Annotated in this window: 6 protein-coding genes; all 6 read left to right on the top strand. The window is 72.6% G+C overall.

The window, feature by feature from the left end; translation table 11 throughout:
* Window positions 1-32: 32 nt before the first annotated feature.
* Window positions 33-1,244, top strand: coding sequence for an ABC transporter permease (locus G406_RS51250; RefSeq protein WP_051342966.1), 1,212 nt, complete (start codon window positions 33-35; stop codon window positions 1,242-1,244).
* Between the two features lie 94 nt (window positions 1,245-1,338).
* Window positions 1,339-1,557 (top strand): MbtH family protein, encoded by a 219-nt coding sequence (locus tag G406_RS0132155; RefSeq protein ID WP_028936985.1) that lies wholly within the window; start codon window positions 1,339-1,341, stop codon window positions 1,555-1,557.
* A 20-nt stretch (window positions 1,558-1,577) separates the two neighbouring features.
* Window positions 1,578-14,669, top strand: coding sequence for an amino acid adenylation domain-containing protein (locus tag G406_RS51255; protein WP_037079865.1), 13,092 nt, complete (start codon window positions 1,578-1,580; stop codon window positions 14,667-14,669).
* Complete coding sequence (locus G406_RS0132165) at window positions 14,666-15,589, top strand: ABC transporter substrate-binding protein (RefSeq protein WP_028936986.1); 924 nt, start codon at window positions 14,666-14,668, stop codon at window positions 15,587-15,589. Before G406_RS51255 ends, G406_RS0132165 begins: the two co-directional genes overlap by 4 nt.
* A complete protein-coding gene (gene entS, locus G406_RS0132170; RefSeq protein WP_211241333.1) occupies window positions 15,589-16,824 on the top strand; it encodes an enterobactin transporter EntS in 1,236 nt (411 codons plus the stop codon). The genes G406_RS0132165 and entS overlap by 1 nt, the downstream gene beginning before the upstream one ends.
* Entirely contained in the window at window positions 16,817-18,130 is a 1,314-nt protein-coding gene (locus tag G406_RS51260) for a lysine N(6)-hydroxylase/L-ornithine N(5)-oxygenase family protein (RefSeq protein WP_037079488.1), read from the top strand. The genes entS and G406_RS51260 overlap by 8 nt, the downstream gene beginning before the upstream one ends.
* The last annotated feature ends 44 nt before the right edge of the window (window positions 18,131-18,174 follow it).

Genomic DNA, 18,174 nt, shown 5'->3' on the forward strand with positions numbered 1-18,174 from the left:
GAACAGCAGGGACGGATGAACAGCAGGGACGGATGAACAGCAGGGACGCGTGCCTACTGGCGCTGCGCAGCATGCGGGTGGCGCGGCTGCGCACCACGTTGACGACCATCGGGATCGCGGTCGGTGTCGCGGCGGTCATCGTGCTCGCCGGCCTCGGCGACGGGTTGAAGACCCGGTTCACCGAGTCGCTCGGCTCGTACAGCACGTCGATCTTCCTCAGCCAGTCCTTCGGCAGCCAGGTGCCCGGTGGTGCGTTGCGGGTGCTGCGCGACGGTGACGCGGCAGCGCTGGCCGACCCGTCCCTCGCGCCGCACATCCGGGGTGTCACGCCGATCTTCAGTGGCTCGGGGGTGGTGCGCTACAACCGTGGCGTCTACAACGCGCAGCTCGCGGCGTCCACCACCGACTATCTCGACGTCTACAACCGGCGACTGGCGGCGGGCTCGATGTTCACCGAGGCTCAGAACGTCGGTGGCGCCCGTGTCGTGCTGCTCGGTCCAGGGATCGTCGACGCGTTGTTCCACGGCGACCCGAAGGCCGCGCTCGGATCGAGTGTCCAGATCGGTCGGCTCGCGTTCACCGTCATCGGCGTGGTGGCGCCGTCCGGGGAATCCGAGGACCTGGCGGTCGTGCCGCTGGCGGCCGCGCGAATCCTGTTCGGCCGGGGCGACGTGCTGTCCCAGGTCGCGCTGAGGGCGACCAGTGTCGAGGACGTGCCCCGGACCATCGACGAGATCAACGCGGTCATGGACGAGCGGCACAACATTCGCAATCCCGGCCTGCGTGACTTCGCGGTCAGCGCGACCCTCACCCAGGTGCGCCGGACGAACGACTTCCTCGACTCGCTCACCCTGTTCGCGCTGTCCGTCGCCGGTATCGCGCTGCTGGTCGGTGGGCTCGGCGTCGCCAACATCATGCTCGTCACGGTCACCGAACGGACCCGCGAGATCGGCATCCGCAAGGCCATCGGCGCTCGCCGCACGGCGATCGGACAGCAGTTCCTGATCGAGGCGACCACCCTGTCCGGCGTCGGTGGCCTGCTGGGTGTGGCCCTGGGCATCGCGCTGACCCTGGCCGGCGCGCGTCTGCTCCCTGAGATCGCCCCGACCTATGGAACCCCCACGCCGTCTCCGTTCGCCATCGCGACGGCGTTCGGCGTAAGCCTGCTGGTGGGCGTCCTCGCGGGCGGTTACCCCGCACTGCGAGCGGCCCGCCTACGTCCGGTCGAGGCGTTGCGCCACTGAGGTGCCGGGTGTTCACACCCACAGCTGAGAACGTCTAAGTTAGGTTAGGCTTCCTTTGGCGTGAAGCTATAACAGATCCCACTGGGGGTGGCTGGTGAGCACCAATCCGTTCGACGACGTCGACGGCACGTTCCGAGTGCTGGTCAACGGCGAGGAGCAGTACTCGCTGTGGCCCGACTTCGCCGAGGTACCCGGCGGATGGGACACGGTGTTCGGACCGGGCGACCGGGCGGCCTGCCTGGAGTACGTCGAACGTAACTGGACCGATCTGCGCCCGCGCGGCCTGCGTGAGCACCTGGGGTCCACCCGTTGAGCACGACGACCGACCGCACGATGATGACCCTGTCCGCCGCCCAGCTCGGGGTGTGGAACGCCCAGCGTCTCGACCCCGACTCGCTCGGCTACCTCGTCGGCGAGGTGCTGGAGATCTCCGGACCGGGACCGATCGAGGTGGAGCTGCTCGCCGACGCGGTGCGCCGCACGATCGACGAGGCGCAGACCCTGCGGCTGCGCGTGCACGACACCCCCGGCGGCCCCCGGCAGACGATCACCGACGAGCCGGCCACCTCGCCGAGGGTCATCGACCTGCGTGCCGAGCGTGACCCGGTCGCGGTCGCGCACGCCCTGGTCGACGCGGAGCGGGCCAGCGCGTCGGAGTACTGCCGTCCGATGGTGGACCGGCCGCTCTACACCTACACGCTGCTGCGCCTGTCCGACCGTGAGGTCTGGTGCGTGCAGCTCTACCACCACCTGGTCATCGACGGCTACACCGCCGCGATGCTGTCCCGACGGGTCGCGGCGCACTACACGGCGCTGGTGCGCGGCGCCGAGCCGCCGAAGCCGGTGTTCGGCTCGCTCGAGGCGATGATCGAACAGGACCGGGCCTACCAGGACAGCGAGCAGTACCAGCAGGACCGCCGGTTCTGGCTGGACCAGCTGACCCCGCTGCCCGAGCTCGCCGGACGGTCGGCCACCGCGAACGGCCCCTCGGAACAGACCGTTCACGCGCGCGCCATGCTCAGCGCGGAGGAGTTCACCGCACTGCGTGCCGTCGCCGACACGGCCGGGACGACCTGGGCGGACGTGCTGATCGGGTGCTACGCGGGCTTTCTGCACCGGCTGCGCGGCGAGTCCGATCTGGTCATCGCGATGCCGATGATGGCCAGGTCCGGGTCGGTCGCGCTGCGCACCCCGTCGATGGCGGTCAACGTGCTGCCGCTGCGGATCGCGGTGCGCGGCGGTGACCACATCGCCGAGCTGAGCCGTCGGGTGGCGAAGGTGATGGTCGGCATGCGGGCCCACCAGCGCTATCGCGGCGAGAACCTGCCGAGGGATCTCGCGGTGCCCGGCGCGGGAGCGCTGCTGCACGGTGTCGGGATCAACGTCAAGGCGTTCGACCTCGAACTCGACTTCGCGGGCGCGACCGGTGTACTGCGCAACGTCGCCGGTGGTCCCCCGGAGGATCTCGGGCTCACCGTCACCCCGATCCCCGGCGGTCGGCTGCAGCTCGGTTTCGAGGTCGATGCACGGACGAACGACCGCGCGGGCACCGAATGGCGCATGGCCGCGCTGCGGCGGATGGTCCTCGCGTTGATCTCCCCGGACGACCCGCCGGTCGGGCAGGTCGAGCTGGCCTCGCCGGGTGAACGGGAGCGGTTGCTCGCCGACTCGACGGCCGAGGGCGTCGGTGGCGCTCGCCCAGATGTGTCCGACCGCCTCACCGAGTCAGCCGTGCTGGTGTGCGGGAACGAGCGGCTGGACGCCTCCGAGCTGGAGGGACGGGTCCATCGCCTGGCCAGGGTGCTGCGCGCCCGGGGCGTCGGCCCTGACGACATCGTCGGTCTTGCGCTGCCCAGGTCCGTGGACCTGGTGGTCGCGTTGCTGGCCGTGCTCGACGCGGGTGCCGCCTACCTCGCGCTGGACCTGGACCACCCGCTCGACCGGCTCCGCGACCTGGTCGTCGACGCCGACCCGGTGCTCGTCCTCGTCCACGAGGAGCTGGCGGGAGAGTTGCCGGGGGCCTTCGCGGTGGACAGCGAGGCGACCCGCGCCGAGCTCGCCGGACAGTCGCACGGACCGCTCGCACCGGACGAGCTGGTCGAGCCGCGCCACCCCGACCACCTGGCGTACGTCATCTACACCTCCGGCTCGACCGGCCGCCCGAAGGGTGTGCTGGTGCGCAGGGGCGGTCTCACCGAGCTGCTGCACCGCCACCTGGCGACCACGTTCGCGGCAGCGTCGGAGCGGGTCGGTGGTCGTGCGCTGCGCGTCGCGCACACCTACTCGTTCGCGTTCGACTCCTCGGTCGACCAGCTGCTGTGGCTGCTGGGCGGCAACGAGCTGCACCTCTACGACGCCGACCTGGCCAGGGACGCCGACGCGCTGCTCGACGCGTGCGCCCGCGACCGCATCGACGTCGTCGACCTGACCCCGTCGATCGCCACCCAGCTCGTGGACGGCGGCCTCCTGACCGCCGCGCATCCGCTCGCGTTGCTGGTGATCGGTGGCGAGGCGGCGTCGCCCGCCTTGTGGCGGCGGATCGTCGAGTCCGGTGTCCCGGCGTACAACTTCTACGGCCCGACCGAGGCGACGGTCGACGCCACCGGTGCGCCGGTGCGCGCGGTGAGCCCGACGATCGGGCACCCGGTCGCCGGAACCAGGGCGTACCTGCTCGACGCCGCGTTGCACCCGGTGCCGGACGGCGAGCGCGGTGAGCTGTACCTGGCCGGTCCGCACCTCGCTCGCGGCTACCTGGCCGACCCCGGCGCGACCGCCGACCGGTTCGTCGCCGACCCGTTCGGTGCGCCGGGGGACCGGATGTACCGCACCGGCGACCTGGCACGCCGGAGGCCGGGCACGGGTCTGGAGTACCTGGGCCGCGCCGATCAGCAGGTCAAGATCCGCGGCCGCCGGGTGGAGATCGGCGAGGTGGAGGCCGCGCTGGCCTCGGTGCCCGGGGTGTCCGCCTCGGCTGCCGTGATCAGGACCGACGGCGCGCAGCCGCGACTCGTCGGCTACGTGACACCCTCGGACGCCGCGCTCGACGCGGCGCGGGTGCGCAGGGTGCTCGCCGACCGGGTCCCTGACCACCTGGTGCCCTCCGCCGTCGTGGTCATGCAGGCGCTGCCCCGAACGATCAACGGCAAGCTCGACCGTGCCGCTCTGCCTGCTCCGCGCATCGAGAGCACCGGACGGGCCGCAAGCACCGACCGCGAGCGGGCGCTGTGCGAGGTCGTCGCCGAGGTACTGGAGCTGGACCGGGCCGGCGTGGGAGACGACTTCTTCGGGCTCGGTGGCGACAGCATCGCCGCGATCCGGGTGAGCAGCCAGCTGCGGGCACGGGGCCTGGACCTGCGCCCGAAAGAGCTGTTCGCCCGGCGGGACCTCGGATCGCTGGCCCTGGAGGCCAGGGAGATCGACGACACCGCCCGCACGGTGTCGGACGTGGCCACCGGGCCGGTGCCGGCTCCGCCGATCGTGGCGGCGCTGCCCGACGCGGCCGTCGCGGGCTACGCCCAGTGGACCGTCGTGCGGGTCGGGGAGCGGGTGGAGCTGCCCGACCTGGTGGCCGGCGTCCAGACGGTCCTGGACCGGCACGACGCGCTGCGGCTGCTGGTCACCGGCGAGTCGTTGATCGTCCGTGAACGTGACTCGGTGCCTGCCGCGCGTCTGGTCACCGAGACGAGCGAGGACACCGACGTCGCGCTGCTCGCCGAGCGGGTGGCCGAGTCGCTCGATCCCCGGGTGGGGGACACCCTGCGCGTGGTGCTCGTACGCACCGCGCCGGACTCGCCCGACCTGCTGCTCGTGGTCGCTCATCACCTGGTCATCGACGGGGTGTCGTGGCGCGTGCTGCTGCCCGACCTGCGGCGGGCGTGTGCCGGCCCGGCGGCTCCGGAGCCGAAGGGGACGTCATGGCGACGGCACGCCACGCTGCTCGCCGCACAGGGCGAGAGCGGGGCGCGGCGCGGGGAGCTGGTGCACTGGCGCTCCGCGCTCGGCGCACGGCGTGACCGACTGGGAAGCCGTACGTTGGACCCGACCCGCGACACCCAGGCCACCGCGTCGAGGTCTCGGTCCGTCGCCTCCGCCGAGGTCACCGCCGCGCTGCTGAGCGTGCTGCCCTCGGCGTACCGGGCCGGTGTGGACGAGGTGCTGCTCGCCGCGCTGGTGCTCGCGGTGCGGTCCTGGCGCCCCGACGGTCGGGACCAGAGCGTCACCATCGAGCGGCACGGGCGCGAGCAGCTGGCGCCGGACGTCGACCTGTCCCGCACGGTCGGCTGGTTCACCAGTGAGTTCCCGGTACGGGTGCCGGCCGACGCGGTGCGGACCGACGCCGACCTCGCCGATGCACTGGCCGGCGGAGCGTCGGCGGGACGCCTGCTGCGCGCGGCCAAGGAGACTCTGCGCTCGGTGCCGGACGCCGGGATCGGCTACGGCATCCTGCGCCACCTCGACCCGGTCGCCGGTCCCGAGCTGGCGCGGTTCGAGCAGCCCGAGCTGCTGCTCAACTACCTCGGCCGGTTCACCTCGCAGACCGACACCGACTGGCGGCTGCCCGACGACGACCCGTTCCGGGTGATCGAGCCGGAGTCCATGGCGTTGACCCACACCCTCGCGGTCAACGTGTTCGTCCACGAGGACGGCGCCCCTCGGCTGGCTGTCGAGTGGACGGCCGCGGGCGAAATACTCGGGGCCCGGGCCGTCGAGCAGCTGCAGGTGCACTGGGACCACGCGCTGGAGGCCCTCGCCGCGCACGCCGCACGCACCGAGGGCGGCCTCACCCCGTCGGACTGCGCCTCGGCGGGCACCGACCAGGACGGCATCGACCAGCTCGAAGCGCTGCACGGTCCGCTGGAGGATCTGCTCCCGCTGTCGCCGCTGCAGGAGGGACTGCTGTTCCACGCGGTGCGCGACGGGGCCGACGACGTCTACACCCTGCTGGCCCGGTTCGACCTGGTCGGGCCGCTGGAGGACAGTCGCCTCGAAGCCGCCGTCAACGGCCTGCACCGCCGGCACCCGAACCTGCGTGCCGCCTTCCACTACGACGGCCTCGACCGACCGGTCCAGGCGATCCCGAGGACGGCCCGGGTGCCGTGGCGATGCGTCGATCTGAGCGCGCTGCCGTCGCGCGTCGCGCTGCTGGCCGCCGACAGCCTGGAACGTGACGCCGCCGCGTACGTCTTCGACATGGCCACGCCGCCCCTGCTGCGCGCGCTGCTCGTCCGTCTGCCGGACGACCGGCACCGGCTGATCCTCAACGCGCACCACATACTCACCGACGGCTGGTCCACCCCGATCGTCCTGCGTGAGCTGCTGGAGCTCTACCACCGAGGCGGCGACGGGCTTCCGGTGCCGACGCCGTACCACCGGTACCTGGCCTGGCTCGACGAACGGGACCAGGCCGAGCAGCGCGCCGCGTGGGCGGCCCGCCTGACCGGGCTCGCCGCGCCGACCCTGGTCGGCCCGTCGGGTGACGTCGTGCGCGCCGCGTCGGTCGCGCTCGCCGTCCCGCTGGCGCGGGAGAGCGCCGCGGCGCTCGCCGCGCTGGGCCGCCGCCGGGGCGTCACGGTCAACACGCTCGTGCAGGGCGCGTGGGCCGCGGTCCTCGCGGAGAACACCGGCCGCACCGACGTCGTCTTCGGCGCCACGGTGTCCGGTCGCCCCGCCGATCTCGCCGGTGTCGAGACGATGGTCGGGCTGTTCAGCAACACGATCCCGGTCCGGTTGACGATCGAGGCGGACGAGCCGCTGTGGGAGCAGCTCGCCCGGCTGCAGGACGACCAGCTGACCGTGCGGGACCACGAGCACACCGGCCTCGCCGAGATCGAGCGGATCGCCGGCCTGGGCAGGCTGTTCGACACCCTGGTGGTGTTCGAGAACTTCCCGAACCGCCAACAGCCCCGGCCGGACTCCGACGAGCTGCGGATCACCGGGTTCCACAACCACAGCGTCACGCACTACCCGCTGACCCTCCTGGCGCCACCCGGCGACGGTCTCGAACTGGAGCTGTACCACAACCCCGCCGTCGTCCCGACCGATCGCGCCGAGGCCGTCGCCGCGCGGCTCGCCGAGATTCTGGACAGCCTGGTCCGGGAGCCGGAGCTGCCCGCGTCCCGGTTGTTGACGATCACCGAGGTGGCCGAGCCTGTCGCCGTCCCGGTTGCGCGAGTTCCGGAACTCTCCGGGCCCACCGAGGTCGTGACCGCGCTGTGTGCCGAGGCGGCCGCGCTGCTCGAAGTCCCTGTGGTCGGTCCCGATGACGACTTCTTCGCGTTGGGCGGGCATTCGCTCACCGCGATGCGGCTGGTCGGCAGGCTGCGCCGGAGCGGAATCCGGGTGGCGGTCCGGGAGGTGTTCGACGCCCGCACGATGCGTGCGCTCGCCGGGATCGCGCGGGTCGAGCAGACACGGGTGACGCCGCAACCCGAGCAGCTCACCGGGGCCGTGCTGTCTCCCGCTCAGCAGCGCCTGTGGTTCCTGCACCGGTTGGAAGGGCCGTCCACCACCTACGACGTCCCCATGGTGCTGCGGCTGCGTGGAGAGGTGGACGTCGCCGCTCTGGACTCGGCATGGCGTGACGTCCTGACCCGCCATGCGGTGCTGCGCACCGTGTATCCGGCTGATGGGGCGGGTGCTGCTCTCACCCGGGTCCTGGACGTGGTCGACGGTCTACAGATCCGCCGCGGCGAGCACGAGATCGCGGTGTTCCGGGGCCAAGCCGTCGACATCACCTCGGTGGCCCCGGCCCGGGCGAGTCTGGTCGAGGTGGCGCGCGACGAGTACGTCCTGGTCGTGCTGGTGCATCACATCGCGATCGACGAGACGTCCATCCGGCCGTTGCTCGCCGACCTGGGGACGGCCTACAGCGCTCGGTGCGCGGGCGCGGAACCGGGCTGGGAGTCTGCCGGACCCGACTATCAGCTGTATGCGCAGCGGGAGCACCGTCGTCTCGCCGAGGAAACCGAGGGGGACAGCCAGAGCCGGTATTGGGTCCAGACGCTCGCCGGGCTGCCCGCCGAGCTGGACCTGCCGTTCGACCGGCCCCGCCCGGCACGGTCCGCGCATCGGGGCACGACGCTGGTGCGCGCGCTGCCGGATGGGCTGCGCGCGGGGATCTCCCGGTTGTGCACCGACGCCGGGACCAGCCCGTTGATGGTGTTGCAGGCGGCGGTCGCGGTGACGTGGAGCAAGCTGGGCGCCGGCCGGGACATCCCGCTCGGCACCACCGTCGCGCACCGGGACGTGGACGAGACCATCGACTTCGCCGACTCGATCGGCTACTTCGTGAACACCCTCGTCGTGCGCTGTGACGTGTCGGGAAGGCCCTCGTTCGCCGAGGTGCTGCGCCGGGTCAAGGAGGCCTCGCTCGACGCGCTCGCCAACCAGGACCTGCCGTTCGAGCGGCTGGTGGAGCTGCTGGCGCCGCCGCGCTCGCTGGCCAGGCATCCGCTGTTCCAGACGATGGTCGCGCACGACCGGGTCGTGGTGCCGCCACCGCTCGGTGACCTGGCCGTCGAGCGCGAGGCGGACCCGGGCGGTGCCGCTCGGTTCGACCTCGGTGTGTGGCTCGTCGACGACCAGGCAGGGCCGGGTCTGCGGGTCACCGCGGACGCCGAGCTGTTCGACTCCGCGACCGTCGCCGAGCTCCTCGATCACCTTCTCCTGACGCTGGCCGTGATGGTCGCCGACCCCGAGCGGTCGACCGGTGAGCTGGTGCTCGCCGGACCGGAGGCCGAGCGGGCACCGGCCCGCAGGGACCGGACGCCGGTCGGGGTCGCGGTGGCCTTCGCCGCGAAGGCCCGTGACATCCCGGACGCGCCCGCGCTGATCACCGGCGGGCGGACGATGACCTACCGCGAGCTGGCCGAGCGGGTGGACGAGCTGGCCCGGCGCCTCGTCGCCGAGGGTGCGGGACCGGAACAGGTCGTCGCCGTCGCGCTCCCCAGGTCCGCGGACCTGGTCGCCGCGCTGCTCGCGGTGCTGCGCACCGGCGCCGCCTACCTGCCGCTCGACGTCGACTACCCCCAGCAGCGGCTGAGTTTCATGCTCGACGACGCACAACCGGTCTGCACGCTGACCTGCCGGGACGCGGTGGATCGGCTGCCGGGCAACGCACCGGCGCCGATGCTGGTCGACGCCCCGGCGGACGTCCCGGACACCCCGCTGCCGGAACCGCCCGCCGCGGCGGACCATCTCGCCTACGTCATCCACACGTCCGGCTCGACCGGACGGCCCAAGGGCGTCATGGTGACCACGGCCAACCTGGCCGCCTTCACCGAGACGGTCGTCGGGGAGGGCTGGATCCGGCACGGTGACCGGCTGGTCGCGGTCACCACGGTGTCCTTCGACATCGCCGCCCTGGAGCTGCTGTGTCCGCTGGTGGCGGGCGCGACCGTCGTGCTCGCCGACCGCTGGACCGTGCTGGATCCGGACGAGCTGCACGAGCTGATCGCCGAGAGCGGTGCGACCGTCGTGCAGGCGACGCCGTCGCTGTGGCGTCCGCTGCTGGAGCACGAGCACGCTCGCCGGCTGGGCGGAGTGCGGGCCCTCGTCGGCGGTGAGGCGCTGCCGGCGGACCTCGCGGCCGGTCTCACCACGCACTGCGCACAGGTGCGCAACGTGTACGGCCCGACCGAGGCCACGGTGTGGGCGACCGCCGCGGACCTGTCCGAGGGCGACCCGGTGACCATCGGCTCGCCGTGGACCGACGTGCACGTGCGGGTGCTCGACGACGACCTGTGCGACGTCCCCGACGGTGTCGCGGGTGAGCTGTACCTGGGTGGCGCTCAGGTGGTGCGCGGCTACCTCGGCCGCTCCGCGCTCACCGCGAGCCGCTTCGTCGCCGACCCCGCCGGGCAGGGCGCACGTCTGTACCGGACCGGTGACCTGGTTCGCCGTCGGCGCGGCGGCTCGGCGCTGCAGTTCCTCCGCCGGGTCGACGACCAGGTGAAGGTCCGTGGCTTCCGGATCGAGCTGGGTGAGGTCGAGGGCGCCCTGGGTCAGGTGCCCGGGGTGGCCCGCGCGGCCGCGACGGTGCGGTCCGACCAGTTCGGGGTCGGGCGCCTGTTCGGGTACGTGGTGGCCGAACCCGGTGTCCCGCTCGACGCCCTCGCGGTGCGTGACGCGGTGTCGCGGCTGCTGCCGGAGTACATGGTCCCGCAGGCGGTGGCGGTGCTGGACACCGTGCCGCTGACCCTCAACGGCAAGGTCGACCGCGCCGCGCTGCCGGAACCCACCGTGACGCCCTCGACGGGAGCGGCGCCCGCCACGACGACCGAGACCGTGCTGTGCGCGCTGGTCGACGACGTGCTCGGCACCCGGGGCGCGGGCCCGGACGACGCGTTCTTCTCGGTCGGGGGCGACAGCATCACCTCCGTCCGGCTGGTCACCCTCGCCAGGGCACGTGGCCTGGAGCTGTCGGTCGCCGACGTGTTCGAGCGCGAGTCGCTCGGCGCGCTCGCGCAGCTGGCCGACGAGCGGTCCGCCGGTCCCGGGGAGGTGATCGGTGCCTCCGAGGCCGAGCTGACCCTGGATCGGGACCAGCGTGGCCGCCTGGACGCGCTGTGCCCGGGATGGAGCGAGGTGCTGCCGCTCGGGCCGCTGCAGGAGGGCATGTACTACCAGTCGGTCCTCGACGCCGGCGGGACCGATGTCTACCTGGTGCAGCATCGGTTCGAGTTCGCCTCGGCCCTCGACGTGGTGCCGTCGGCGCTGCGCGCGGCGGGTGACGCCCTGCTGCGGCGCTACCCGAACCTGCGTGCCGGTTTCACCCACGCCGGTTTCGACGAGCCCGTGCAGTTCGTCGCCGACACCGTCGCGATGCCCTACCGCGAGGTCGACCTCCGGGACGGCACCACGGACGTGGCCCGGCTCGACGAGGAGGAGTTCGCCTCGGGGTTCGACCTGGACCGGCCGCCGCTGATCCGGATGGTGCTGGCCTGGTTGCCCGGTGGGCGCGCGCGCCTGTTGCTGACCCAGCACCACCTGCTGACCGACGGATGGTCGCAGACGCTGCTGCTCGCCGAGCTGTTCGCGCTCTACGAACACGCCAGGGACACCGCGGACCTCGATACTGCCGACATCGACACCGCGTTGCCGGTCCCCGCGGACTTCCGGGACTATCTGAGCTGGGCGGCAGGCACCGACAGTGCGGCCGCCGAAGCCGCATGGCGTGGGTATCTCGCGGACCTCGACCAGCCGACGCTGCTGGCCCGGGACCAGGGAGTCGCTGGATTCCGCGGCGCTCCGCTTCCCGTGTTACGGAAGGTCGAGCTCGACCAGAGCGTCACCACCGCGCTGCGCGAGCTGGCCGGTGGGCTGGCGGTCACCTTGTCGACCGTCGTGTCCGCGGCGTGGGGGCTCGCGCTGCGTGCGACCACCGGCACCGACGACGTCGTGTTCGGCACCACCGTGTCCGGGCGCCCACCCGAGGTGCCCGGCGCGGACCGCATGGTGGGGCTGCTGCTCAACACGATCCCGGTCCGGCTGCGGACGACCCCCGGCGAACCGCTCACCGCGCTGCTGCGGCGGACGTTCTCCGAACAGGGCCGGCTCACCGCGCACCACCACCTGGGCCTCGGCAGGCTGCAGCGCGCCGCCGGTCATCCGACGCTGTTCGACACCCTGTACGTGTTCCGCAACCTGCCCTACGACGACAGGGCCCGTGAGGCCGTGTTCGCCCGGCACGGCATCAGCTCGTCCGAAGCGGTCGACGGCACGCACTACGCACTGACACTCGACGTCAACCCCACCAGCTCCCTGACACTCACCCTGGAGAGCCGGCCCGACCTGGTCACCGACGAGCTGGCCGAGCAGGTTCTGGCCCGGCTCGTCGAGGTACTGGAGCTGCTCGCCGAGCCGGGGGCGGGCGAGCGCGTTGTCGCGGACACCTCGGTGCCCGCCGCCGAGGTGCCGTCGGCGTTCGCGCCCGCCAGGGTCCCGGTCCCGGTACCAGGGGAGCCCGGCGGCAGCGTGGACGCGCTGCTGCACGAACGTGCGGCCGCGACGCCGGACGCGCCCGCACTGGTCTTCGGCGACGTGGCACTGACGGCCGGTCAGATGAACCGGCGCGTCGACCGGCTCGCCCGGTTGCTCGCCGCGCGGGGCGCCGGGCCGAACGCCGTGGTGGCGCTCGCGTTGCCCCGCACCGCGGACCACGTGGTGGCGATCTTCGCCGTCATGCGGACCGGGGCGGCCTACCTGCCGCTGGAACCGGCCAACCCGCCCGCGCGGCAACGCGAGCTGATCGCGGACAGCGACGCCGCGCTGCTGGTCACCACCCGGGCCCAGCGGGTGGACGGCAACACCGTCGACGAGCTGCTGCTCGACGACCCCTCGGTGGTGGCCGTGCTCGACGGCCGCGTGACGGCGCCGGAGGTCCCGGCCGGCTCCGTCGGTGGGCCCACCCATCCCGACCAGCCCGCGTACGTCATCTACACGTCGGGTTCGACGGGCAGGCCGAAGGGCGTGGTGGTCGGGCATCGCGGCCTGACCGCGATGTACCACAACCACCGCACCGAGATCTTCGAGCCGACCGAGCGCCAGGCGGGCCGGGGCGGGCTGCGGATCGCGCACACCGTGTCCTTCTCGTTCGACATGTCGTGGGAGGAGCTGTTCTGGCTGCTCGCCGGGCACGAGGTGCACGTCATCGACGAGAAGGCCCGGCTGGCGCCGGTGTCGCTCGTCCAGCACTACCGTGACGTCGGCATCGACGTCGTCAACGTGACCCCGTCCTACGCGCGTGAGCTGCTGGCCGGTGGTCTGCTCGACGGCGAGCACACACCGGCGCTGGTCATGCTGGGTGGCGAGGCGGTGCCGCCCGAGCTGTGGACGCGGCTGCGTGAGCAGCCCGGTGTCGACGGCTACGACCTGTACGGGCCCACCGAGTTCACCATCAACGCGATGGGCTCGCCGGTGCGCGGCAGCGAGACGCCGTGCCTGGGCAGGCCGGTCCGCAACGCGTGCGCCCGGGTGCTCGACTCCGGTCTGCGCCCGGTCCCGGTCGGCGCGGTGGGCGAGCTGTACATGTCCGGGGACGGGACCGCGCTCGGCTACCTGGGCCGGGGGGACCTCACCGCGTCCCGGTTCGTCGCCGACCCGTTCTCGGCCGACGGTGCCCGGATGTACCGGACCGGTGACCTGGTGCGCCGCCGGGCCGACGGCGAGCTGGAGTACCTGGGCCGGACCGACGGCCAGGTCAAGGTGCGCGGGTTCCGCATCGAGCTGGGTGAGGTGGAGGCCGCGCTGACCGACTGCGCGTGGGTGAGCCATGCCGCGGCGGCCGTGCGCACCGACGGTGGAACGGCCGCTCGCCTGGTCGGCTACGTCGTCCTGGTGCCGGGGCAGGAGTCCGCCGATCCCCGGGGTCAGCTCAGGGCCGCGCTGCGGGAGACGCTGCCCGCTCAGCTGGTGCCCTCGGAGATCGTGGTCGTCGAGTCGATGCCGCTGACCGTCAACGGGAAGCTGGATCGCGCGGCCCTGCCGGCACCGGCCACGCACACCGGGGGACGCGCGCCGAAGGACGACACCGAACGTGCGCTGTGCGAGGTGTTCGCGCGCGTGCTGGGCTTGGACCGGGTGGATCCCGAGGACGGGTTCTTCGATCTCGGCGGCGACTCGCTGTCCGCGATGCGGCTGGTCGGGACGCTGGACCGGGAGCTCGGGCGGACCGTCGCGGTGGGCACCGTGCTGGCTCACCCGAGCGTCGCGGAACTGGCCGCACAGCTGACCGGGGCCACCGGCCGTGAGCACGTGCTCACGCTGCGGCGCGACGGAACCAGAGAACCGTTGTTCTGTGTCCATCCCGCGGGAGGGCTCGCCTGGGCGTTCGCCGGGCTGGTCCCTCAGCTGGCCGAGGACCGGCCGGTCGTCGGTCTTCAGCTGCCGTCGCTGAGCGGTGCTCCGCTCGACGTCCACACCGTCGACGAGCTGGCCGCGAGCTACCTGCGCACGGTCCGGAGCATGCAGCCGGACGGGCCGTACCACCTGCTGGGCTACTCGTTCGGCGGCAACGTGGTGCACGCGATGGCGGCACAGCTGCGGCGCGACGGCGAACACGTCGCGTTCACCGGCCTCATCGACAGCACCCCGCTGCTCGGCTCGGTCCCCGAGCCGGACGTGGACCGGGAGCTGGCGGCCGCGCTGCCCGAGGGGCTCGCCGAGGACTCGCCGGAACTGGTCGAGGCGATGCGGTCGGCGTACGCACAGTGCGTTCAGTTGATGGGCCGTTCGGAGAGCCCGGACTTCGACGGGCCGCTCACGCTGTTCGCGGCGGGCACGGGTGAGCGGCTCGCCGAGGCGTGGCGTCGGGTCGTCGGGGACCAGCAGCTCGTGATCCACCGGGTCCCCGGTGATCACGTCGGCATCGTCTCGGCCTCCGGCTGGGCGCTCATCGGCCCGGTTGTCACCGAGGCGTTGGCATGAGGCCGGCGTGGTTCATCTCCGTGGTGGCGCTCGCGGCGGTATTGGCTGCCTGCTCATCCGCCACGGAACGACCCGGGACCGGTGTGCCCCCATCGCCGAAGCGGATCGTGGTGCTCAGCGGTGGCATGACCGGGGACCTGTTCGCGCTCGGGGCCACCGTGGTCGCCACCGACACCCGGGTCCTCGGTGTCACCAACGACGAGCACGGCTTCCCGCCCCAGTGGTCGGCGGCGGCGACCGCGCAGGGCACCGTGGGACTGCCGGGCGTCGACGAGCTGAGCACCGAGGCGGTCGCCGCCGCGAGACCCGACCTGATCCTCGGCGGCGGGCAGGGCATCACCGGGGTACAGGCCGAGGCCAACTACGACAAGCTGGCGCGGATCGCGCCGACCGTGCTCATCCCGAGGACGGTGACCTCCTGGCAGGAGCAGCTGCGGCTGCTCGCCGAGGCGATCGGCCGGGCCGACCGGGTCCCGGCGCTGCTGCGCGCCTACGACGACAAGCTGGCCTCGGTCCGGGCCGCGGTCAACCCCCCGCCCGGCCCGTTCGCGGTCATCCTGTCGATCAGCGGCAGCCAACCGTGTCTCGTCCCAGCGGACGCGCAGCTGCCCGAGTTGTTGCGCCGGCTGGGCTTCACCCCCGACGACGTGTGGCGCAAGGCGGGCAACCCGCCCAAGTACGGCACCGGGGACTCGTTCACGATGAGCCCCGAGCTGCTGTCCCAGGCAGCGGACGCGCCCACGGCGTTCGTCATCCGGCTCACCGGTCGCACCGTCGCCGAGCTGGCCGCCGACCCGCTGTACGCGCGGCTCCCGGCCTTCCGGGACCACCAGGTCACCGAACTTCCCGCGTCGAGCTATCGGCTGGACTACGACGGTGCCCTGCGCACCCTGGATCTGATCGGCGGCACCTTCCGATGATGCGCCTCGGTGGCCTGGTCCTCGACGTCTCCCCGCTGCGGGCCAGCAGGGACTTCCGGTTCATCTTCCTGGCCAGGCTGATCTCGCTGCTCGGTATCGGCCTGCTGGTCGTCGCGGTGCCCGCGCAGACCTACCAGCTGACCCGCTCGACGTTGCACGTCGGCGGGGTCGCCACGACCATGGGCGTGGCCCTGTTCGCGGGCAGCCTGTGGGGCGGCATCCTCGCCGACCGGGTGGAGCGCAAACGGACCATCCAGCTGGCGAGGACCGTCGCCGGGATCGGGTTCCTGGTGCTCGGGCTCAACTCGCTGCTGCCCGCGCCGCAGCTCTGGGTGATCTACCTGGTCGCGGTCGCCGACGGGGTGGCCGGCGGGGTCAGCGGCACGGCGCTGATGGCGCTCGCGTCCACGCTGGTACCCCGCGAGAAGCTGGCCGCGGCGGGCGCACTCGTGGCGCTCACCACCGACCTCGGGGCGATCGTCTCACCCGCGATCGCCGGGGTGATCATCGCGGCCGGCGGCGTGGCGGTGACGTACTTCGTGGCCGCCGCCGCCACCGCTGCCACCGTCACCCTGATCAACGCACTGCGCCCCGCGCCGGCGCCGGGCACGTCCCACGAGCCGCCGTGGGTGGCGCTGCGCACCGGGATGCGGTTCGCGGCGCGGCACCGGGTGGTGCGCGGCGTCCTGCTCGTCGGGGTGCTCAGCATGCTCGCCAGCGGTCCGATGGTGCTGCTCCCGGCGTACGTCGACCTGGTGCTGCACGCCGGGCCGGAGACCCTCGGCGTGCTCTACGGCGCACCCGCGATCGGCGCGGTCGTCGGCGCGCTGACCAGCGGCTGGACCGGCCGGGTACGGCGTACCGGGATGGCGCTGCTCGCGTCGGTCGCGCTGATGCCGCTCGGCCTGGTCCTCCTCGGTGTGGGTGGCGGTGTGATCCTCGCGGTGCTGGGGCTGGCCGGGCACGGGCTCGGCCGGTCGCTGGCCGACATCCTGCGGTTCGCGGTGCTGCAGCAGAACACCCCGGACGAGCTGCGCGGCCGTGTCTCCAGCCTCTGGCAGGTCCAGGTCGTGACCGGTACCGCGGTCGGCTCCATCGTCGCGGGCCTGCTCGGCCGGGCACTCGCGCCGGACACCGCACTGCTCGTCTACGGGGGCGGCTGCCTCGCCCTCACCCTCGTGTTGGTTGCCCTACTGAGTTCGCTGTGGCGGGTCACGGAGGAAGAGAATGTCTGACGTCGTCGTTCAGAACCAGGTTCACGACCTTCTCGGCGTGGGCTTCGGCCCGTCGAACCTGGCGCTGGCGATCGCGGTCGCCGAACACAACGACAGCCAACGGGGTGAGGCGCGCCGGCTCGGCGCGCACTTCGTCGAACGACAGGTGAGGTTCGGCTGGCACCGGGGGATGCTGATCGAGGACGCCAGGATGCAGGTGTCCTTCCTGAAGGACCTCGCGACCCTGCGCAACCCGACCAGCCGCTACAGCTTCCTGAACTACCTGCACGAGCGGGGCAGGCTGGTGGACTTCCTGAACTGCCAGAGCTTCTTCCCGACCCGGCTGGAGTTCCACGACTACCTGGAATGGGCCGGCCGGGGGTTCGCCGACCAGGTGGACTACGGCAGCGAGGTGGTCGGGATGCGCGCCGCCGGCCCACGGGGAGCGACGATCGAGGTCCTGGTCCGCACCGACGGCGAGCCGAGGCGTCACCTGGCCCGCAACGTCGTCGTCGCGACCGGCCTCGGCCCCGTTCTGCCCGACGGGGTCGAGCTCTCCCCGAGGGTGTGGCACAGCCGCGACCTGGTGCCGAACGTCGCCGAGCTGCAGGGCACCTCGCCCGCGCGGTTCACCGTGGTCGGAGCCGGGCAGAGCGCGGCGGAGAGCGTCGAGTTCCTGCACCGAACGTTCCCCGGCGCCGAGGTCAACGCCGTGTTCGCCCGCTACGGGTACAGCCCGGCCGACGACAGCTCGTTCGCCAACCGGGTGTTCGACCCGGCGGCCGCCGAGGACTTCTTCGCGGCGCCCACCGAGGTCAAGACGAGGCTGATGGACTACCACCGCAACACCAACTACGGCGTCGTCGACCCCGACCTGATCGACTCGCTCTACGCGCGGCACTACGCGGAGCGGGTCAGCGGCAGGGAACGGCTGCGGCTGCTCAAGGCCAGCCGGGTCGTCGAACTGGCCGACACCGGATCGCACGCCGAGGTCGTCGTCGAGTCGATGATCGACGGCACCAGGACCCGCCTGGTCAACGACGCGGTCGTGTACGCGACCGGCTACCGCTCCGGTGACCCCACGCGGTTCCTCGACGACAGCGGTGTCCGGGTGGGCCGCGACGCCGACGGGCGAGCGCGGATCGGCAGGGACTACCGGATGGCGACCCCGGACATCGAGGCCGCCGTCTACGTGCAGGGCGCGACCGAGCACACCCACGGCATCAGCTCGACCCTGCTGTCCAACGCCGCCGTCCGCTCGGGCGACATCGTCGCCTCCATCCTGGCCAGGACCGCCGCTCCCGTCCCACTGGCCCGGTCCCGCTAGGTGGGGGTTCGTGAGTGTTGAGTGTGGCCATAGCCACACTCAAC

It is taken from the genome of Actinospineispora spinosispora DSM 44797, from assembly GCF_000429025.1.
GTDB classification, from domain to species: domain Bacteria; phylum Actinomycetota; class Actinomycetes; order Mycobacteriales; family Pseudonocardiaceae; genus Pseudonocardia; species Pseudonocardia spinosispora.